The organism is Elusimicrobiales bacterium (genome assembly GCA_041651175.1).
Classification (GTDB): Bacteria; Elusimicrobiota; Elusimicrobia; order Elusimicrobiales; family Elusimicrobiaceae; genus JAQTYB01.
Map to the genome: position 1 here is coordinate 89985 of JBAZJT010000006.1, position 20917 is coordinate 110901.

General features: G+C 61.4%; 16 protein-coding genes. 4 read left to right on the top strand and 12 right to left on the bottom strand.

Annotation, left to right across the window (positions count from 1 at the left end; translation table 11 throughout):
• Positions 1-2 precede the first annotated feature (2 nt).
• The 3 genes from murB to WC421_05205 all read left to right on the top strand — a co-directional run bounded on the left by murB (position 3) and on the right by WC421_05205 (position 3324).
• Positions 3-872: a UDP-N-acetylmuramate dehydrogenase gene (gene murB, locus WC421_05195; GenBank protein ID MFA5161620.1), complete on the top strand. Its 870-nt coding sequence runs from the start codon at positions 3-5 to the stop codon at positions 870-872.
• A 72-nt stretch (positions 873-944) separates the two neighbouring features.
• Positions 945-2699 carry a YgiQ family radical SAM protein gene (locus WC421_05200; GenBank protein ID MFA5161621.1) on the top strand — a complete coding sequence of 585 codons (1755 nt, stop codon included), beginning with the start codon at positions 945-947 and terminating at the stop codon, positions 2697-2699.
• 196 nt (positions 2700-2895) lie between these two features.
• Positions 2896-3324 carry a hypothetical protein gene (locus WC421_05205; protein MFA5161622.1) on the top strand — a complete coding sequence of 143 codons (429 nt, stop codon included), beginning with the start codon at positions 2896-2898 and terminating at the stop codon, positions 3322-3324.
• Between the two features lie 86 nt (positions 3325-3410).
• Here WC421_05205 and lpxI read toward each other — a convergent pair whose 3' ends face one another.
• The 12 genes from lpxI to WC421_05265 form a co-directional block, all read right to left on the bottom strand.
• Positions 3411-4244, bottom strand: a complete 834-nt coding sequence (gene lpxI, locus WC421_05210) for a UDP-2,3-diacylglucosamine diphosphatase LpxI (GenBank protein ID MFA5161623.1) — start codon at positions 4242-4244, stop codon at positions 3411-3413.
• Positions 4237-5058 (bottom strand): acyl-ACP--UDP-N-acetylglucosamine O-acyltransferase, encoded by an 822-nt coding sequence (gene lpxA / locus WC421_05215; GenBank protein ID MFA5161624.1) that lies wholly within the window; start codon positions 5056-5058, stop codon positions 4237-4239. The genes lpxI and lpxA overlap by 8 nt, the downstream gene beginning before the upstream one ends.
• A gap of 2 nt (positions 5059-5060) precedes the next feature.
• On the bottom strand, positions 5061-5546 hold the full coding sequence (fabZ, locus tag WC421_05220; GenBank protein ID MFA5161625.1) for a 3-hydroxyacyl-ACP dehydratase FabZ: 486 nt from the start codon (positions 5544-5546) through the stop codon (positions 5061-5063).
• Positions 5543-6361, bottom strand: coding sequence for a UDP-3-O-acyl-N-acetylglucosamine deacetylase (gene lpxC / locus WC421_05225; GenBank protein ID MFA5161626.1), 819 nt, complete (start codon positions 6359-6361; stop codon positions 5543-5545). Before lpxC ends, fabZ begins: the two co-directional genes overlap by 4 nt.
• Positions 6358-7389, bottom strand: coding sequence for a UDP-3-O-(3-hydroxymyristoyl)glucosamine N-acyltransferase (gene lpxD, locus WC421_05230; GenBank protein ID MFA5161627.1), 1032 nt, complete (start codon positions 7387-7389; stop codon positions 6358-6360). The genes lpxC and lpxD overlap by 4 nt, the downstream gene beginning before the upstream one ends.
• On the bottom strand, positions 7386-8486 hold the full coding sequence (locus tag WC421_05235) for an OmpH family outer membrane protein (GenBank protein ID MFA5161628.1): 1101 nt from the start codon (positions 8484-8486) through the stop codon (positions 7386-7388). The genes lpxD and WC421_05235 overlap by 4 nt, the downstream gene beginning before the upstream one ends.
• 3 nt (positions 8487-8489) lie before the next feature.
• Positions 8490-11063, bottom strand: a complete 2574-nt coding sequence (bamA, locus tag WC421_05240; protein MFA5161629.1) for an outer membrane protein assembly factor BamA — start codon at positions 11061-11063, stop codon at positions 8490-8492.
• 128 nt (positions 11064-11191) lie between these two features.
• Entirely contained in the window at positions 11192-12595 is a 1404-nt protein-coding gene (gltA, locus tag WC421_05245; GenBank protein ID MFA5161630.1) for an NADPH-dependent glutamate synthase, read from the bottom strand.
• A gap of 45 nt (positions 12596-12640) precedes the next feature.
• Complete coding sequence (locus tag WC421_05250; GenBank protein ID MFA5161631.1) at positions 12641-14140, bottom strand: hypothetical protein; 1500 nt, start codon at positions 14138-14140, stop codon at positions 12641-12643.
• Positions 14137-16131, bottom strand: a complete 1995-nt coding sequence (gene ligA / locus WC421_05255) for an NAD-dependent DNA ligase LigA (GenBank protein MFA5161632.1) — start codon at positions 16129-16131, stop codon at positions 14137-14139. The genes WC421_05250 and ligA overlap by 4 nt, the downstream gene beginning before the upstream one ends.
• On the bottom strand, positions 16109-16537 hold the full coding sequence (nusB, locus tag WC421_05260) for a transcription antitermination factor NusB (protein MFA5161633.1): 429 nt from the start codon (positions 16535-16537) through the stop codon (positions 16109-16111). Before nusB ends, ligA begins: the two co-directional genes overlap by 23 nt.
• 104 nt (positions 16538-16641) lie before the next feature.
• A complete protein-coding gene (locus WC421_05265; protein ID MFA5161634.1) occupies positions 16642-18204 on the bottom strand; it encodes a hypothetical protein in 1563 nt (520 codons plus the stop codon).
• 542 nt (positions 18205-18746) lie between these two features.
• Here WC421_05265 and WC421_05270 point away from each other — a divergent pair.
• On the top strand, positions 18747-20741 hold the full coding sequence (locus tag WC421_05270) for a hypothetical protein (protein ID MFA5161635.1): 1995 nt from the start codon (positions 18747-18749) through the stop codon (positions 20739-20741).
• Positions 20742-20917 lie beyond the last annotated feature (176 nt).

Here is a 20917-nt window from a genome sequence, read left to right on the forward strand (position 1 = left end):
GCTTGCTTGCGGGAAAGTGCCGGTTCTACGAGCCGCTGTCGGCGCACACCAGCTTCCGCACGGGCGGACCGGCGGATGTTTTCGCCTCGCCGGCAACGGAAGAGGAGTTCGCGCGCGCCGTGGTTTTCGCGCGGAGCAACCATATCGCGCTTACCATTCTGGGGCGCGGTTCCAACGTAATTGTTGCAGACAAGGGCATTCGCGGCATTGTCTGCGAAACATCCGGGTTATGCGGAGTTTCGGTTTCCGGCAGGACAATCCGCGCCGGGGCGGGGGCATTGCTTGATGATGCCGTCCGCGCGGCGGTTTCCGCCGGGCTGGGCGGGATGGAAAAGCTCTCCGGCATACCGGGCAGCGCCGGCGGGGCGCTCGGGATGAACGCCGGAGCCTTCGGCCAGGAAACGGGGGACTGTTTTGTCCGGCTGCGCGGGCTGGACGCGCAATCAGCGCCAGTCTCGCTGCAAAAAAAGGATTTATCATTCGGCTACCGGAAAAGCGGCCTGCCGGAGGGGCTGATTATACTTTCCGCCGAGTGGGAGCTTGTCCCGTCGGACAGGGCCGCGCTGGAAAACACGCGGCGCGAAATTCTGGCCGCGCGCGCGCAAAAGCAGCCGCTGGAGTATCCGTCCGCCGGGAGCGTGTTCAAGCGTCCGCCGGGCAATTTCGCGTCAAAGCTGATTGAAGAGGCCGGGCTTAAAGGCTTGCGCGAGGGCGGGGCCCAGGTGTCGGAAAAACATGCCGGGTTTATTGTCAACACCGGCAACGCAGCCGCGGCGGACATTATGAAACTGATTGAAACGGTGAGGCGGCGGGTCAAGGCCGCCACCGGCATTGAACTGGAGCTTGAGCAAATCCCCCTGGGCGAATTCTGACCGGGGGTGCGGCGGGCGCAAGCGCCCGGCGCAAAAACGGCGGCGGAAGCGGAACGCTGGGATTATCAAAAAATGATTGCACCGAAAAACGATTTTCTTCCGGTAAACGCGGGCGAAGCCGCCGCGCGCGGCTGGGACGGGGTGGACATCGTGTTCGTTTCCGGCGACGCGTATGTGGACCATCCCAGTTTTGCGGCGGCGATGATTTCCCGCGCGCTTGAGGCGGCTGGTTTCCGCGTGGCGGTGCTTGCCCAGCCGGACTGGCGCTCCTGCGCGCCGTGGCGGCAATTCGGCAGGCCGAGGCTTTTTTTCGCCGTCGGGGCCGGCAATGTGGATTCAATGATAAACCGCTACACCGCCAACCGCAAAATCCGCGGCAACGACGATTATTCGCCCGGCGGCAGGGCCGGGCTGAGGCCCGACCGCGCCTCCATGGTCTACAGCCAGCGCGCGAAGGAAGCCTTTCCGGGAATTCCGGTAATTCTGGGCGGAGTGGAAGCTTCAATGCGGCGGCTGGCGCATTACGATTACTGGAGCGACACCGTCAAACGCTCCGTCCTGCTGGACGCGAAGGCGGATTTGCTGGTATACGGCATGGGCGAGGAAGCCATTGTTGAAATCGCCCGCGCGGCGCAAGACGGGCATGTGCCGGCAAATTTGCGCGGCACGGTTTCCGCCGGCGCGCCGCCGCCGGGCGCCGTCCTGCTCCCGTCCTGCGAGGAGGTCCGCGCGGACAAGGCCGCGTTCCTGCGCGCGGCAACAATTACCGCGGACAATCTTAATCCCTACAACGCCGCGCCGCTGGCGCAGAAACACGGGGACCGCTTCATAGTCCAGAACCCGCCGCGTCTGCCGCTTGCCTCGGCGGAAATGGACAGGCTCTATGCCCTGCCGTTCAAGCGCGCGCCGCACCCGTCATACCGCGAGAAAATCCCCGCCTGGGAGATGATACGGGACTCCATCACCTCCCACCGCGGCTGTTACGGCGGCTGCAGCTTCTGCTCGCTGGCGCTGCATCAGGGAAAAATAATACAAAGCCGCTCGGAGGATTCCATTGCCGCCGAGGCGCAAAAGCTCGCCGCCGTGCCGGGTTTTCGCGGAACCGTATCCGATATAGGCGGCCCGTCGGCCAACATGTACGGCACCGGCTGCAAAAACAGCGACGCCCGGCAAAAATGCCGCCGCCCGAGCTGCCTCCACCCGGAAATATGCGCCAATCTGGAGGCGGACTGCTCCGCCGCGCTGCGAATGCTGGAGCGCGCAGCGCAGGCAAAAGGGGTGAAGAAAGTGGTCATTTCCAGCGGCGTCAGGATGGATTTGGCGTTGCGCCAGCGCGGCTATATCGCCCGCCTGGCGGCGCGGCATACCGGCGGGCAGCTAAGCGTCGCGCCGGAGCATGTGTGCCCCAACGTGCTTGCGCTGATGCGCAAGCCGCCGTCGGAGGTGTTTTGCGCTTTCGCCGAGGAATTTTTCCGCGCAAGCCAAAAGGCCGGGCTGGAGCAGTACATAGTGCCTTACTTCATTTCCGCTTTTCCCGGCTCGGATCTCAACGACATGGTGGAGCTTGCGCTGTTTCTGAAGAAAAACGGGCTGCGTCCGCGCCAGGTGAACGATTTCATCCCCGCGCCGATGGAATGGGCCAGCGCGATGTACCATACCGGCCTTGACCCCGCGACCGGCAAACCGGTCCATGTCGCCACAACCGAGACCGAGCGCAAACTCCAGCGCGCCCTGCTCCAGTATTTCAAGCCCGAAAACAGGCCGCTTGTGCTGGCCGCGCTTAAAAAAGCGCGCCGCATGGATGCGGCCAAATTTCTGCTTTCATAACAGCCGATTTTCACAATCTTCCAAAAATCAAATCGCAAAAGGCCCCGTTCTCCGACGGAGAAATACGCCGCGGCGCGCATCCGGGACCTGGGCCCTAAAGGCCCTTGCGAAAAACGCAAACAGGGTATAGGGTACACCCAGGAACAGCGAAGCGGAAGCGCCAGCCGGGGAAGACGGCGGCAAGGCAGGAGGGGTTATGAGAAAGATAATGGCGATGGTTCTGATAGCGGCCCTGCCGGCCTGTTCTGCCGGGCTTTCTGGCGAGTATGTCTTCCGCGGCACCCTGACTGACAGGTGGAGCGGCTCCAGCGGACAGGTCAAGGACAAGCTGGTAACGGCGCTGACCAACAAGGGCGTGGATATCGTATCCGCCGAAACCGGCGGCAACAGCTTTGAAATCCGGTTCTCCCTGTCGCAGGTATCCCTGGTTAAAGACGTCAAGACAATCAACTACTCATCCGAACCGGCAGACAACGATGGCGCGCTTAAGGCGCACGACGATTGCCGGAGCGAGTTGTCTTATGCCGGATACTCGGTCATGTACGACAGCGGAGTGTTTGCCAGGTCATCCGGCAAGATGTCCCGCGAATACGGTTTCACGATACTGGCGGTCCGGGAGGGATAACGCTTCTCGCAGCTGCGAAGAATGGGATAACGGATTTTTTCGGAAAAGGCAGTCCCGCCGGGCGGCAGAGCCCGGCGGTTTTTTTGTTACGCAGCGGGCGGGGCTGCGAAGGCGCAGACGCAAATGCCGTGCTTTTCGGCGGCGTCCAGCGCGGCGGCGCCGTCTATAATAAGGGTTTTGCCGGCCTCCACCGCCAGAACGCGCGCGCCGGCTGCGCGCATGGATTCAATGGTTCCCATGCCTATCACCGGCAGGTCAAACCGGAAATCCTGCTTTTCCCTTCCGACTTTCACCACGACAAGGCCGCTTTTGCCGCCTGAGGCGGCGCGGTGGATTTCGCCTGCGCGCAGTATGCACTTGTCGGTGCCTTCCATGGCCTCAAGCGCGACAACGGACATATCCGCCATCACCACCGCAAGCCCGGCGTCCAGCCGGGCCAGTTCCTTGGCTATTTTCCAGCCCAGCGCGATATTTTTAAGCTGTATTTTGTCCGGCGCGGATTTTGTGATATTGCCGGGCTTTGCAAGCAGATTTTCCAGAAATGTGGCGGAGCTTACCAGCTCCAGCCCGTCTTCGGCCAGCGCGGCGGCGACGGCGCGCAGTATGGTTTCCGCGCGCATGTCGGGCAGCGAGGCCAGCAGTTTCGCGGCGCGCAAATCCGGCAGCACGCCGCCGAATATGGAATTGTGCCGCACCAGCCCCGCCATCGCCACCCGCTTTACGCCGTTTTTGACGAAAAACCGCGCCGGCGCCGAAAGCTGGCCCAGCCGGAAATACTCCACATGCGCCAGCTTCTCAAGCTCCGGCGAGGTTACGTCTTTTATCCCGGCCACGAAAACCTCGCAGCCGTTGCCGGCGGCCTCCCGCGCAAACACTTCAGGGAACTTCCCCGCGCCGGCTATAAGACCGATTTTATTCATCGCTTTCCGTTTCAAGAACTTTCAGGGCGCGCATTCTGGGGCGCATCACGCCGCGCTTTGATTTTTCGCAGAAGGCGACAAAGTGCGCCGCCTCCGGCGTAAGCCGGGTTTCTTTCAGTTTGGCCAGCGCCTCCTCCAGCCTCATGCCGGAGAAAAAAAGCGTCTTGTACGCCTGCTTGACGGAGGAGATATTCTCCCGCGCTATCCCGGCGCGGCGCATTCCCACGAGGTTGAGGCCCACAAGCTTGGCCCTGTCGCCCTGCGCGCGGCAGAAAGGCGGCAAATCCAGCGCGACCTTGGCCCCTCCCGTCGCCATTGCCAGCCGGCCAATTCTGGCGAATTGATGCACGCCCACGAAAGCGGAAATCAGGGCGTTGTCCTCCACCTCGCAATGGCCGGCCAGGGCGGAACCGTTCACAATCACCACGCCGTCGCCCACTATGCCGTCATGTCCCACATGGGAATTGGCCATGAACATGCAGTTGCTGCCGATTTTGGTCAGCAGTTCCGGGCTGCTGGCGCGGTGAAGAGAGACGCCCTCCCGTATTATATTGTTATCGCCTATGACGATTTTGGTCTTGCCGCCGGTCTTGTAATAGCCGAAATCCTGCGCCGGCAGCCCGATATAGGCCCCGCCCTCCATGCGGTTGTTTTTGCCTATTTCCGCAAATTCCACCAGGCAGTGCGGGCCTATATATGTGCCTTCGCCCACTGTAACATCCTCCCCGATTACAACGAAGGGGCCTATGCGCGCGCCATCGGCTATCTTTGCCGAGGGATGAATTACGGCGGAGGAATGAATGTCGGCTTTCATAATCAGCTCCTGTCCACGAGTATAAAAGACATTTCGGCCTGCGCGGCCAGCTTGCCGTCCGCATAGACCTCGCCGCGGCCCTTGCCTGCGCGGCCTAGCCGCAATATCTCAATAGGCATTTTAAGCAGCGTTCCCGGCGTAACCTGCTGGCGGAATTTCACCTTGTCCAGCCCCATGAAAAAGCCGAGCTTGTTTTTGAACGGCTCCATGCCCATTGTCATGGCGGCGGCGGTCTGCGCCATCGCCTCCAGCATCAGCACGCCGGGCATGACGGGGTTCCCCGGAAAATGCCCGGCGAAAAACTGCTCGTTGGCCGTAACCGCCTTTATGCCGACGAGGTATCTGCCCATCTCTATTATATCCACCCGGTCCACCAGCAGCATGGGATAGCGGTGCGGTATGCGGGCCATTATTTCTTTGGTGTCCAGCGTCTGGACGGGAGCGGCGTCCAGCAGCGAACGCAGCTCCTTGTGTTCCGTTTCGCTCATATCGCCTCCAGCAGCATTTGCGCGAATTTGACGTTATGGCCGTGCCCGCCGCGCACGGCGGTCAGCTTCACGCCGGAGAGCCGCGCGCCCATAAGCGAAAAATCGCCTATCATATCAAGAATCTTATGCCGGGCGAACTCGTCCCTGAAACGCAGCCCGCCTTCGGCGATAAAACCGTCTTTTGTGATGATGACCGCGTTTTGCGGCGAGCCGCCCCTTGCCAGCCCCGCCTTGCGCAGCGCGGCAACCTCTTCTTCATAGCCGAAGGTGCGCGCGGGGGCTATTTCCGCCAGGTACGCCCGCGGCGACGGAAAAAAAACCGCCATCTGCTCCCCGATAAGCGGATGCGGCGAAACGTAGGTGAAAACAAATTCGGTTTTCGCGGCGGGCTCGGCCCGGTAAAAAACGTCCCCCGCGCGGTATTCAACCGGTTTTGACAGTTTCAGCTCCGGCGGCGGCGCGGCCTCCCGCGGCGACAGCCCGGCGCGCATGACCGCCTCCGCAAAAGCGAGGGCGGAACCATCCATCGCCGGAGGCTCCGGGCCGGTCATGTGAATATCGGCGTCGTCCACGCCGTAGCCCGCCAGAGCGGACAGCACATGCTCCGCCGTGAAGATTTCCAGCCCGTCCGCGCTGAGATTGGTGCCGCGAACCGTGGATTTGACGTTTTTAAGCGAAGCCTCGGCCATTTTCCCGTCCGCGCCGAAAAACCGCACGCCGCAGACGGAGGACGGGCGAATCTCAAGCGAAACCGGCGCGCCGGTGTGCAGCCCGATGCCGGAAAACCTGACGGTTTCGCTTAAAGTGTTCCTCATTCTTCGCCGAATTTCTTTTTGAGTTTGCGGAAAAACGCGTACATCTCCGGCAGCTTGCCCAGTATGGCCACTATTTTGAGCATTTGCGCGTGCGGCCTTGCCGGGCTGCCGAACATCACCGCGCCGTCCGGCACGTCCGACATTATGCCGGTTCCCGCGGTAACAATGGCCCCGTTGCCGATTTTGACATGGTCCACTATCCCGGCCTGGCCGGCCACGACCACATTGTCGCCCAGCCGGGAGGAGCCGGCCACCCCGGCCTGGCTGACTATTATGCAGTTGCGCCCGATGTTTACGTTATGGGCGATTTGCACCAGATTGTCTATCTTGCTGCCCGCGCCGACGCGGGTTTGGGTCAGGGCGGCGCGGTCTATGGTTGTGGCCGCGCCGATTTCAACATCATTTTCAATGACCACATTGCCGAGCTGCGGGATTTTTTCCTGGACCACGCCGCGCCGGATATAGCCGAAACCGTCCGCCCCTATCACCGCGTTGCCGTGTATGACGACGCGGTCTCCGGCGACGCAGTCCCTCAGGAAAACGACGCCCGGATGGAAAACGCAGTTTTCGCCCAGGCTGGCGTTTTCGCCGATATAGCAGTTCGGATACAGCGCGCTGCCCGCGCCCACGGAGGCGTTTTTCTCCACCACGCAGTGCGCGCCTATATAAACCCCCGCCCCGATTGAGGCGGAAGGGTCTATGACGGCGGACGGGTGGATTCCGGCGGGGGGAGCGGGCCGCTCCGCCTTCTGGACATGGCGCAGGACGAGGGTGAAGGCCCAGTGCGGGTCTTCGGCGTAAATCACGCCGCCGGAAAACGGCCTCTCCAGGCCTTTTGCGGCTTTGGGCAGTATGGCGCAGGCGGCTTTGGAGCCGGCAAGACTGCCTTTTTTGGAAAAATCCGCCAGATAGACAAGGCTGCCCTCCGGCGCATTTTCTATTGATGCCGGGCCGCGGACGAAATCGTCCGGGCGGCCCTCAAGCTCGCCGCCGGTTATGGCGGCTATTTCGGAAAGTTTCAGTTTCATTCGTTTCTGATATGCTCCAGCAGCTTGTCGGTCAGGTCAACGGTTTTGCGGCCATAAAGCGTGCTGCCCTTGTCCACTACCACGCTTATCCCCTCCTCCGTCGCCACATGGCGCAGCGCGGCGTATATTTTGCCCAGTATGATTTCGGAGCGGCGGTTTTCCATATCCGCAAGCTCTTTTTCCGTTTTTTCGCGCAAGGCCTTGAGGTCCCCGCGTTTCTGCGCCAGTTCCTTTTCAAGCGGGGCTATTTCCGCTTCAAGCGAAAACAGCAGCGTCTTGTCCGCCTCCAGCAGCGCGGCCACGGTTACAGGGGGCGCCGTGGAAACCGCAATTCCGGTGGAAACCACCACGGACAGCGGCGCAACCTGCGCCGCCGCGGTTGAAACGGGAAGCCCGCCTGAACCGGGCGTGTCCGTTGCCGGAGGCTGCGCCGACTGCGCTGAAGCCTGTCCGGTGGCGGGCAGCGCAAGCGCGCCGCCGGATATGGCCGGCGCATAAACCGCAGCCGTTGACGCGGTTGTTGCGGAAACGGGGATTGCAGCCTGAGGCGCGGGCGCATCTGAAACCGCCGCCGCGCCGGGAGCCGTCCCGGTTGAGTCGCTTATTTTCTCAATGTGATTGTCCGGGAAAACCATCATGTCGTAGCCGTGCAGCTTTATCGCGCCGGTGGAAACGGACACTGCCGGCGCCGGGTTCGCCTCCGGCGCGGCCAGTTCGCCCGGAGAAATCTGCCCCTGCGCCTGCGGGGTGGAACTGGCCAGTTCCGCCACCAGGGCGGCGTCGGAAAGCACTTTCTGCGTCTCCGCCTCTATTCTGGCGACAAGCACCCGCCTTTTATCGGAAAGAATGCCCAGCTTCGCGCGCAGCGCGGCTATCTCGTTTTTTTTAAGCTCCACCAGCGTTTTCTTGTCGTTGAGGAGGATTACGAACTCCTCCTTCGCCTTGGCGGTTTCGGGATGCCGGGCGAATACGCGGTCCATATCAACATAGCCGATGCTGCCGGTTTCGCCGCGGTTTTCCTCAAGCGTAAGCTCCAGCGCGCGGGCGGGGGCCGCCAGCGCGGACGCAATCGCCGCCGCAATCATGATTGTTTTCATAAATCAGAACAGGTTCCCCATGGTGAAATAGAGCTGGGCACGCTGCTCGCCGTCGCGGTGGTTGAAGCCGTAGCCCCAGTCCAGCCGTATCGGGAAGGCCGGGGTGGTGAAACGTATGCCGAAGCCCGCGCCGATTTTCATCTGGTTCACATCGGGGCCGGTTTGTAGGTGAATGTCGCTCAAATTGCTCCAGTCGTTGCCCATGTCCATGAAGAATGCTCCCTGGACTATGGTGCGCCGCCTTTCCCTGGCGATGGGGAAGCGCACCTCCGTGTTGAATATATAAAATACGGAGCCGCCGTTGAGCGGGCCTATCTGCCCGTTGTTGTCGTAGCCGCGTATTGTGTCGGGCCCGCCGAGGAAGTAGCGGTCGTAGACCGGAATATCGGTGGTGCTGCCGTAGCGGCCTATCAGGCCGAATCTGTTGGAAATGCCCCACACAAAGGGATAGTCCGCTATTGAAAACAGCTTGTAATTCCAGGTGGAGGTCGCGCCGGTCTTGTAAGTGTTTACGTCGCCGAACAGCGGCCCGCCGGACAGCTCGAAGCTGACGGCGTTTCTCATGCCGCGGGTGGGGTCCCATATGCTGTCGCGCGTGTCAACGGCGAATTCAGCCGCTATCTTGGATGTCGTGCTGGTGCCGGCGGGCAGCACGTCGGCGTAAATATCCTGGACGTTTGTAACCTCCACCTTCTCGTATGAATAGGCCAGGTTGAGCTGATACCTGTCCTCCTCAAAACGCGGGCCCAGGCGCACCCTGCCGCCCACGCGGTGGTCCGTGTATGCCGAGAGCGAGGTGGCGTAGGGCCGTATCATGCGGGTATCGAAAACATCCACGCCGAAGCTGACGGGCTTGTCTTTCACCCAGGGGGTGGTCCAGCTTAAGGTGTAATTAAGCACCCGCGCGCCGAACTGCCAGCGCAGCGCCAGCCGCTGCGCCTTGCCGAAAAGGTTCATCAGCTGCGTGGACACGTCGCCAAAGAGCCCGTCAACCGAGGAGACCGACGCGCCCAGCGTAAGCATCCCCGCCTTGCCTTCCACCACGTCAAAGACCAGGTCCACCTTGTCCGGGTCGGCGGTGGGAACGGTGTCCACCCCGACGTCGTCCAGAAAGCCGAGGTTCATAAGCCGCTCATAGCTTTTCCGTATGCGCGAGGCGCGGAACACGTCTCCGTCTTTGACCACTATTTCACGGCGCAGGACATAGGTTTTTGTCTGCTTGTTGCCGCCTACGTCCACATGGTCCACATAGACCACCGGATTTTCGGTTACGTCAAAGTTTATGTCCAGCGCGCCGGTCCGCTCGTTATGCTTTTTTTCGGGCTTGACCACGGCCTTGAGGCGGCCCACGTCTGCGTACTTTTCCTGAATGGCGCGCACCGTCCCGTCAAAACGCTCCTGCTTGAAGATGTCGCCTTTGCGGTATTCCACCGCCGCCGCCAGGTCCGTGCTTTTGATGACGCTGTTGCCGGAAAAAGTGGTGTTGCCGAACACGGATTTGGCGCCCTCGCTGACCCTGTAGCTGATGTAAACCTCGTCCTGCGCGGCGCTGAAGGTAACAGTGGGGCCGTCTATGGTGAAATCCGAATAGCCGTCGTTGCGATAGAGGTTTTCAATCTCTTTTTTGTCGGAGGGCAAATCCGCCGGGCTGTATATTTTCCCGGGCCGGTTTTTCGTCTGTTTGGAGAGTTTTTTCCGGGTGTATCCCGCCGCGCCGGAGAATTCCTGGGTCTTCACGCGGGACTGCGCGCCTTCGCTGATTATGATTTTGACCGACACCTCGTTTTTTTTGCGGGAGGGAACCTGCGAAAACTCAACCTTCGCGTTTATATAACCCTTCTGCGCGTATTTTTCCTTCAGCTTGCGCATGTCGTCCTGGAGCTTGACTTCGTCGTAGGGGTCGTCCTCTTTAAGGCTCATTTCGTCAAGCAGGACGCCTTTGGATATTTCGTGCCGGCCTTCAAAGGAGACGGAATCAACGCGCGGACGCTCCGTTACGCGGTAGGTAAGCATGCGGCAGGGATAGGGCAGCGCGGTTTCCTTGTCCTCCATATTCCCCGGCATGGCGGAGATGTCCACCACCGCCTTGGAAAAATCGCCCAGCTTTATGAGGGACTGTATGTCCTTGTTTATATCCTCGCGCTGATACAAATGCCCCTTTTTGGCTATGGTGTTTTTGGACACTACGCGCGGCTTGACCGACACCAGCCCCTCCACCCCGGTATCGCATATCATCCAGGGCGGCTGGCCGGGGGAGTTTTCGTCCGAAACGGCGGCGGTGGAAACCGGCGCCGCCGACACCGTTGCCGAAGATTCCGCCGCGACCGTCCCGGTTGATACGGGAACCTGCTCCGCAGCGGCTGCGGTTGAAACCTGAACCGGCGCGGACGCAGGGGAGGAGGAAACCTCAACCGCCGCCGGCGCGGCTGAAACGGCGGCATTCTCCGCGCCGGAGGCCGCAATTGCGGCGCCCGGCTGCCCGCCCTCCGCCGGCGGCATATTCTGGGCCGAAGCGCCGGCGCAGGCCGCGCCCAGCAGCAGGGCTGTCAGGAAACATTTGGCAAAAGCAAATTTCATCAGCAAAATCCGGTCTGTTGAGGAATACGGAAAATAGCCTAAATCCGTTGCACTCCTAAATACTATCAATATCGCCGGGGGCAGGCAATCCCGGAAACCGTTCCGCGCTGTCCAATCCGCAACACGGGCTACCGTTTTCCGCCCGACAGGTATTTGTTGATTGCGGCGGCGGCGCGTTTGCCGTCTTTCATGGCCAGCAGCGCAGTCGCGCCGCCGCGGCTGATGTCGCCTCCGGCGAAGACTCCGGGGACGGAGGTTTGGCCCGCTTCGTCCACCGCTATCGCGCCGCTCCTGCCGGTTTGCAGCTCCGGCGTGGTTCTTTTGATTATCGGGTTCGGCTTCTGGCCTATGGCGATTATGGCGGTGTCGGCTTCCATGTCAAATTCCGAGCCGGCGACGGGCTGCGGCCTGCTTCTGCCGGAGCCGTCGGGCGCGCCCAGCTCCATGCGCGTAAACCGTATCCGGCGCAGCCGGCCCTTTTCGTCCCCGATAAACTCCAGCGGGGCGGCCAGAAATTCAAACCGGACGCCCTCCTCCTCCGCGTTTTCGGCTTCCTCGGCGCGGGCGGGCATTTCCAGCCGGGAGCGGCGGTACGCCAGCGTAACCGACTTCGGCCCCAGCCGCAGCGCGCAGCGCGCGGCGTCCATTGCGGAATTGCCGCCGCCCAGCACCACCACATGTTCGCCGGCGTCCACGGGTGTGTCCGCGCCGGGCTTGTAGGCGCCCATTAGGTTCAGCCGGGTCAGGAATTCGTTGGCGCTCATCACTCCGGCCAGGTTCTCGCCGGGAATGCCGGGCATGGTGGGCAGCCCCGCGCCGGAGCCCACAAAAACCGCGTCAAAACGCTGCCGCAGCTCGGCTATGGTTAGGGCGCCGCCTATCAGCGCGTCCGCCACAAATTCCACGCCCATGCGGCGCACCGTCTCCACCTCGGAGGCGATTACCTCTCTCGGCAGGCGGAAGGGCGGTATGCCGTAGCTCAGCACCCCGCCGAATTTGTGCAGCGCCTCGTAAACCGTAACTTTATGCCCGGCGCGGCGCAGCTCCGCCGCCGCGGTCAGCGACGCCGGGCCGGAGCCTATCACCGCGACCGAAAAACCGCTCTCCGGCGCGATTTGCGGGGGTTTCAGCGCGCCCGCAGCGCGGGCGGTGTCCGCCGCGTAGCGTTCCAGCAGGCCGATTGAGACGGGGCCGAATTTTTCCTTCAGCACGCAGGCGCCCTCGCAGTGGTTCTCCTGCGGGCATACCCTGCCGCATACGGCGGGCAGCAGGCTGCTCTCCATTATTTTGGAGGCTGCGGCCCCCGCGTCGCCCACGCGCAGGCAGGCGATAAATTCGGGTATTTTGATGTTGACCGGGCAGGCCGCGGAGCAGGGCGCGTTTTTGCAGTTGAGGCAGCGGTTGCTTTCCAGCGCGGCCTCTTCGGCGGAGAGTCCGGCGGCTACCTGGTCGAAATTTTTAACCCGCTCCAGCGGCGATTGCCTTGCGCCGCGCTGCTTGGGCAGGCTGGGGTTGGGAATGTGCTTGTCCATCATCTTTATTATATCTCCGGGCGAAGACGGCGGAATTGTCCGGCGTCAATGTCTCAAATATCTTTTGCCGGTGAACGCCATGGCGATATTGGCGGAATCGGCGACGGCGGCGCAGTCCGCGTCGTCGGGCGCGCCGCCGGGCTGTATGATGGCGCCTATGCCGGCTTTGGCGGCCTGTTTGACGCAGTCCGGCGGAAGCGCGGTGTCGCAGGCCAGCACAAGCGGCGAGGCGGCGTCCACTATGGGATGCTTTTCCCTGGCCTTAAGCAGCGCGATTTTGACGCTCTCCCGCCGGGAGGGGTGGCCGGAGGCTATGGCCACTGTCTTTACCCCCTGCGCGATAACGGCGGCATAAGAGCGCGCGTGCTTGGCCACGTTCATGGCAAAACGCAGCGAGATTTCCTCCCCCGGCCCCGGATGGCGCCTGGAGGCCGGCTCAAACCCCGCCTGCGCGCCGGGATCTTTTTCCTGCACCAGCACCCCGCCGGAGATGCTGCGCATTTCCGTCTCGCCCGCGGAGGCCAGCATGGAGGGAATCAGCGCCAGCCGGTTGCGGCGGCGGCTGCGCAGTATGTCCAGCGCGCCGTCCTCAAAATCCGGGGCGGCTATAAGCTCAAAGACCTCGCCGTCCAGCAGTTGCGCGGCCTTTTCGGTAAGCCTGCGGTTGAATACCGCCGTGCCGCCGGGCGCGCCCTGGCGGTCGGTGTCAAAAGCCAGGCGGAACGCCTCCGCGGTGTTGTGCGCGCAGGCCGCGCCGCAGGGCGCGCCGTGCTTGACGATAACGCAGGCCGCGCCGGTGAACTCGCAGGCGGTTTCCCAGGCGCAGTCCAGGTCCAGGTAATGGTTGAAGCTAAGCGGCCTGCCGTGGATGATGCGCGACTGGGACACTCCCCACGGCCTTGCGCCGCTTATGTCGTAAAGCGCGGCCTGCTGCTGCGGGTTTTCGCCGTAGGCCAGCGCGGCCTGCTGCTTTAGCGCAAGCACAAGCTCGTCGCCCAGCATGTCGCCGCGGCGCTCGGCCAGGAACTGTGCGGCGGTGGCGTCGTAATAGGCGCAGCGCATGAGGGCCTTCACCGCCAGCTGGCGGCGGCGTCTGGGCGGAATCTCGTTGAACTCGGCTATGGCGGCAAGGGTTATGGCGTAATCCGAAAAATCGCACAAGACGGCGGTTGTCTCCCAGGCGCGGGCGGCGGCGCGCAGCACGGCATTGTTCCAGATGTCCATGTACTGCGCCAGCTCCTCGATGGAAAACCCCTCCTGCGCCGTCATCTCCGCCACGGGGTAGAAATTGCAGACCACCACGTCGGGCCGGGGGATGCCGGCGTCCTCCAGCTCGCGCGCGCAGTCCGGCGCGGCCTCAAGCGTGCGCACAATCTGCTCCGGCCTGGGCGGCTCGTCCAGCCCCTCGTTTACCTCCAGTTCCGCCTGCGCTATTATTTTCGCAGTGGAGCCGGAGGCCAGCAATTCATATCCCGCCGCGTGCAGGCCGTAGGCCAGTTCGGCGATTCCTTTCTTGCTCCAGACGCTTAAATATGCGGTTTTCATTTCAACAAATCCATAAACTCGCTCTCGCTGATTATTTTAACCCCCAGCGACTGCGCCTTTTTAAGTTTGGAGCCGGCATCCTCCCCCGCCACGACAAAGGAGGTTTTAGCCGAGACCGAGGCTATATCCTTGCCGCCCAGCGCGCGCACGTTATGTTTTGCCTCGGCGCGCGTCATGGATTTAAGCTCGCCGGTGAAGACGAATGTCTTTCCCGCAAGCGGCAGCGCGCCCGAAGGCGCCTGCTGTTCCGGCTCGGTGAAATTAAGCCCCGCCTTTTCCAGCTGCGCCACAAGTTCCCGCCCGTGCCCGCTGGAAAAAAAACCGTGGACGGATTGCGCCACCACCGGCCCGACTTCCTGTATTTTTTCAAGCTCCTCAAGCGGGGCCGCCGCCAGCGCGGACATGGTTTTAAAGCGCGCCGCCAGCACAAGCGCGGTCTTCTCTCCCACATGCGCTATCCCGATCGCGAAAACAAGACGGGACAATTCCCGCGCCTTGCTTTTCTCTATGGCGGCGGCGAGGTTGGCGGCCCGCTTGTCCGCGAACAGCTCCAGTATCAGAAAATCCTCTTTTTTCAGCGAATAAATATCCGCCGGAGTTTTGGCCATGCCGCGCGCGAGCAGCTGGTCCACCGCCGCGTCGCCAAGGCCTTCTATATCCATCGCGTTGCGGGAGGCGAAATGCAGAATGCGCTCGCGGATTTGCGCGGGGCAGGCGGGGTTTATGCAGCGCAGCGCGGCCTCGCCCTCGCTGCGGTAAAGCGGCGCGGAGCAGGAGGGACAGTCTTTCGGCGGGACAATAGCGCGCTCCGTGCCGGTGCGCTCGTCCGCCATGGCGCGGACTATTTTGGGAATAACCTCGCCGGCGCGCTCTATGACCACCTTGTCGCCTTCTTTGATTCCCAGCCGGGCGATTTCGTCAAAATTGTGCAGCGTCGCGCTGGAAATGACCACTCCGGCGCAGGCGACCGGCTCCAGCTCCGCCACGGGGGTTACCACGCCTGTCCTGCCCACGGAGAAAACGACTTTTTTCAGCGCAGTAACCGCCTGCTGCGCCGGGTATTTGAAGGCGACGGCCCAGCGTGGGCTTTTGGAGGTGAAACCAAGCAGCCGCTGCCATTGCAGCTCGTCCACCTTTACCACCAGGCCGTCTATGTCGTATTCCAGCGCGGCGCGTTTTGCGGCGCAATCGTTATAAAATTCCACCGCCTCGTCTATGGAGACGCAGTGTTTCCGCAGTTTTGAGACGGCAATTCCCCACTGCCCGCAGCGCGCCAGGAATTCCCAGTGGGATTTAGGCTCCGGCATTCCGCTTATCCGGCCATGGGAATGCGCGAAAAACCGCAGCCCCCGCCCCGCCGTGATTTGCGGGTCCTTCTGGCGCAGCGAGCCTGCCGCCGCGTTGCGCGGATTGGCGAAAGGCGGCGCGCCCGCGATTGCCTGCCTCTGGTTAAGCGCGGCGAAATCCGCCTTGTCCATGAACACCTCGCCGCGTATTTCCGCCAGCTCCGGCGCATTGTCCAGGGAAAGGGGGACGGAGCGTATGGTTTTGACGTTGGCGGTTACATCCTCGCCGGTTTCGCCGTCGCCGCGGGTGGCGGCGGTTTCCAGCAGGCCGTTTCTGTAAACCAGCGCGCAGGAGAGGCCGTCTATTTTCGCCTCCACCACCAGCGCGGGGGAAGTGCCGTCCAGACCTTTTTTAACGCGCTCGTGCCATGTCCGTATCTCGCCTTCGGAATAGGTGTTGTCCAGCGAAAGCATGGGCGGGTTGTGTTTTACCGCCGCGAACTCGCGCGAGGGCTGCCCGCCCACCCGCCGCGTAGGAGAATCCGGCGTCAGCAGATGCGGGTTGGCGGCTTCAAGCCCGCGCAGCTCGCGCATAAGCGCGTCGTATTCATTGTCGGAAATTTCCGGCGCGTCGTTTACGTAGTAAAGCGCGTCGTGGCGGCGGATTTCGCGGCGAAGCTGTTCAATCCGGTTTTCGGGGTTCATCGGAGGGATTGTGTTCCCTGCGTATGCGGTCCAGTATTCCGTTGACGAAGGCGCCCGAATCGTCGGTGGAGTAGTTTTTGGCAAGTTCTATGGCCTCGTCTATGACGGCCAGGGGCGGGGTTTCGGAGCGGAGCAGCTCGTATACCGCCATGCGCAGTATGGCGCGGTCCACGGCGGGCATGCGGCTGATGCGCCAGTTTTCGGCTGCTTTTTCTATGACGGCGTCCAGCTCCGGCAGCGAGGACAGCACGCCCTCCGAGAGCGTTTTGCCGAACTCAAGCGTTTTCGCATCTTTGACCGCCGGAGAATCCGACAGCGAAGCCGGCAGGTCCGGCTGCGGAAGGCCGCAGTCGGCAAGATACAGAGACTGAAGACAGTACTCGCGGGCAAGCCGCCTGGTTCCCATGTGTAAATTCTACAATAAACGCGCCGTTTTGACATGCCCGCCGCCCAGGACCCATATTGGTGTCCCCCGAAGAACGCGCCACATTTAACCTGAAAGTTTCAGGTTTATGCCATGCCGGGCGGGATTGTGTTTTTCATTATCATTCCGGCGGCGATATACTGAACAGCCTTGCCGACAGTGTAGGAATGCCGTCCGGCGGCCAGTTTTTCCAGGAGCAGCTCGCGCGCCGCAGCCAGATTCTCTCCCAGCGTAACCAGCGGCGGCTCCTCTGCGGTATCGGGCCAGTATTGACCAAGCCCCGCCGCCGCAAGCAACCCGCTGCAAAGACAAACCCTTCCCTTGGTATTGCGCAGGTTGCCGCCTTTGCGGATGAAAGCGTTTATGTCTTCCGCGGGACAGCGGAAACCGATGTTTCCCTGAGGCGTAAGATACGTGGATTGCAGACACCCCACATCACAGCGGCGGTGGCGTGATTCGTAAACGGATTTTTCGGACAATGTTCCCGCAAGTTGCGCGATTTTGAACGGGAACCCGCTTGGCGAAGCAAGCGCGTCCGTTCTGACTTTAAGCAATCCCGCCGCAAGAAGCTCCAGAGCCGCCGTGCGGACGCCTTCAGTCAGCCCGGATTGAGCCGATAGCGCTGCCACCGTGCCGAACTGCACTCCGGTCGCGCCCATTTCAAGCGCCTGCCGCAATCCCTGCGGGCTGCCGAATGCTCCTGCCAGCCAGAACGGCAGGCCGAGTCCGGCTATGGCGGCGATATCTATAGTGTCTTCTTTGGTGTAAACGACCGTAGGTTCGCCGGATGCGTCAAAGGTTTTTTTGCTGGGCGGCGCGTTATGCCCGCCGGCTACCGAGCCTTCCACGATAAAGCCGTGAGGCCGGGTTTGCGGATTTGCCGCAAGCAGCGATGCCAGCGCATAGGAAGAAACTATCGCAAGGAACTTCGGTTTGGGGAGCGGCGCCGCCGCGCCGCGCAACGCGCGGGGGGATATGTGAAGCGCGAATTCGCCGTCCGCCGGGGTGGTTCCGTAAACGCGCATGGACAGCGCGGCATCCTCATGCCGGGACAATTTGTCTATCAGTTCCGGAATCTCAGCCGGGCTGCCCGCGCCTATCGCCACATAATCCACACCGGCCAGAATCGCGCCGTAAAGCCCCCACGGCAGAGGACGCTCCGCTTTGCGCAGGTAATTTATTCCCACAAGCCCGTCATGGCCTTCTTTGGCGAGCCAGACTTCCGCGAAATTGGCCGCTACCGTCAGCGTCTGATATTCGCGGCCCGGTTCCCATAATGAAACATTGCCCTGCCCGCCGCACCGGTTTAGTCCGGCGGCAGGCGCGGCTTTGAACGGCGCATCCGCCGCTTTTCCGCCTTCGATAAAATATGTCTGCACCAGGCGGCGCAGCGGCTCCGCGAATGACGGAACGCGTTGCGCCAGCTCAGCGAACGCGCGGCGGACATGCCCGCCCTTGTCGCCTAGTTGCAGCAGGCGGACATAGACAACTTCAAGCGCGGTGCCGGAAACTATCCCCATGCCCCCCAGCAATGACACTATCCTGCACATGCGCCAGTTGGAAACCCATATCCCCATGCCGCCGGAGATAAGCGCGGGCTCGCTATTTTGAACACGGGGATGGGTGTGGTGCAACTGTTGGTCGGGCATTATAGAACTCACTTTGCGGGATATAAAAACCCATCCTCCGGAGGGACGGGCAGACATAAAAGCGCCATCCCTTCCCGAGAAGGATATTCCCGCGCCGAAGCGGGAGCGGAAGATATGCCGGACTTGTCGCTTTGCAGCGATCTACCGTTGCGGGCATCTGCCGATTTGCACGGCATTCCTATCTTCCGGCATCCTTAGTCTAGCTTTTGACAAATGGACTGTCAAATTTTTCGTGAATGCACAACAGCGCCCATTTTCCCCACGATGCCATATTTTGCTGTCCCGTATTGCCGGAAACAACCGCGCGAATAAAGAAACAAATGTCAAAAATAACGGCGCCCCTCATTGAACGAAACACACGAAAAGGCTCTGGAACAAGGCGGGAACAACTACCGGAAACTTTTTTTGTTCCCTTTTCGTGTGTTTCGTGGTTTGATGCCGTTTTCACTGCCGTTTGCCAATACCCCCCAGCTTTTCAAAAAACGGGTGGTGTTGTGGTGAATGTTCTCGCAACCAACTGCGGAAAATGGGTATAGTGAGACATGAAATCACTCTTTATCGCCATGCTGCTGTCCGCTGTTCCGGCGGCGGCGCAGAATTATATATCCGCGGAAACCATCGGCCAGACCGCCGCCGCGCTGAAAACCAGGTACCCCGCAGAGGCCGCGCGCATAGACACCGGCGTGCGCCAGGTTGCCCGCGTATGGAGCGGGGACGACGGCTCCCCCGCCGAATTCTCGGATTTCTGCATCACCAATTTCGCCGCGGGTCCGGAGCCGGACGCGCTGTTTGAGCGCCTGGAAAGCAAGGCCGAATACATCAACGGCCATATGGCCGCGCTGTCAATGCAGCTTCACCGCGAGATGGATGAAAACACCGGCCCGCTGCTGCCGGTGGACAAGCTGTTTGCCGCCTATTCCCCCGGCGCGCATGTGCAGGAGGATTTGTTCAGGACAAAGCTGGCCTTCGCCGCGCTTTTGAATTTTCCGGTCAGGACGTTTGGCGAGTGCCTCTCCGAAGGCCCCGGCTGGACGCGCCGCCAGTGGGCCGAGGTCCGGCTTACAAAAGACCTGGCGCACCGCGTTCCAGCCGAGGTGATGCAGAAGATAGCGAAAGCGAACGCGGAATCCGATGAGTACGTCAACACCTATAACATATACATGGACCATGTGCTGGGCGCGGACGGCAAGCCCGCTTTCCCGGAGGGGTTGATGCTGCAATCGCACTGGGGGCTGCGCGATTATCTGGAAACGCTCTACTCCGGCCCGGAGGCCGGCCTGCCGAAACAGCAGTTGATTCAGACGGTCATGGAACGCATCATAGCGCAGGAAATTCCGGCGGAGGTGGTAAACAGCTCCGCCGCTTTCTGGAATCCGGCGGACAATACCGTCAACGGCGCGCCCGCCCCGCGCGAGCCCGACACCCGCTACGAAAAATGGCTGAACATGGCCCGCGCCTACCGGCTGGAGGATAAATACTATCCCGACTATCCCACGCGCAGCGACCGCAGCTTCGGCCTGGAGCGCGAAATTCCGCAGGAGCAGGCGCAGGCGCTGCTGGAACAGCTGCTGGACATAAAAACCGGCAAAAAAATAGCCGCGCTGATAGAAAAAAGACTGGGCCGCAAATTGCAGCCGTTTGACATCTGGTACGACGGGTTCAAGGCCCGGAATTCCGTGCCGCTGGAAAAGCTGGACGCGCTGTGCAGGGAGAAATATCCGACGGTAGAGGCTTTCCAGCGGGACATTCCCTCAATATTGCAAAAACTGGGCTTTGACGCGGATACCGCGCAATTTTTGGCCGCGCGCATGGAGATAGACGACGCCCGCGGCTCCGGCCACGCGATGGGGGCCGAGATGCGCGGCGAAAAAGCGCATATCCGCGCCAGATTCACCAAAGACGGGCTGAACTATCAGGGGTTCAACACCCTGATGCACGAGCTGGGCCACGGCGTGGAGCAGACATTCACGCTTTATAAGATGGATCATTACCTGCTGCGCGGCGTTCCCGGCAGCGGGTTCACGGAGGATTTCGCTTTCATTTTCCAGGCCAGGGATTTGTTCGCGCTGGGGCTGGATGAGCCGGATAAACAAACCGACGCGCTGCGCGCGCTGAACCGCTTCTGGGCCGCGCGCGAAATAGCGGGGGTCGCGCTGGTGGAAATGCTGTCCTGGCGGTGGCTGAACGCTCACCCGGACGCGACGCCCGCGCAGTTCCGCAGGGCTGTGGTTTCAACGGCGGGGGATGTGTGGAATCAATATTACGCGCCGGTGCTGGGGACAAGGGACGTTACGCTGCTGGCCGTGTATTCGCACATGATTAACTACGGGCTGTATCTGCCCAATTACCCGATAGGCTACATACTGGCCCATCAGATAGAGAGCTATTTCAGGACGCATCCCCTCGCTGCGGAAATGGAGCGCATGTGCAAAACCGGCAACATAATCCCGCGCGAGTGGATGAGGGCGGCGGTGGGCGCGGACATCTCGGCAAAACCGCTGGTGGATGACGCCTCCGCCGCAGCGGACGCTTTGTAATTTCCAACGCCGGCAGCGGAACTTGCCGCTGCCCTTCAGGGCGGGTCAGCCTGACTTCGCCAACGGGACACCCAGTGGTTATTGACGGATAATGTTGTAAAGCTGCTGTTGTTCCGCGTCCATTCTCAATAACTGCTTCTTTCTTTCTCCGTGTTCCGGCGCATACTCCAACTCGT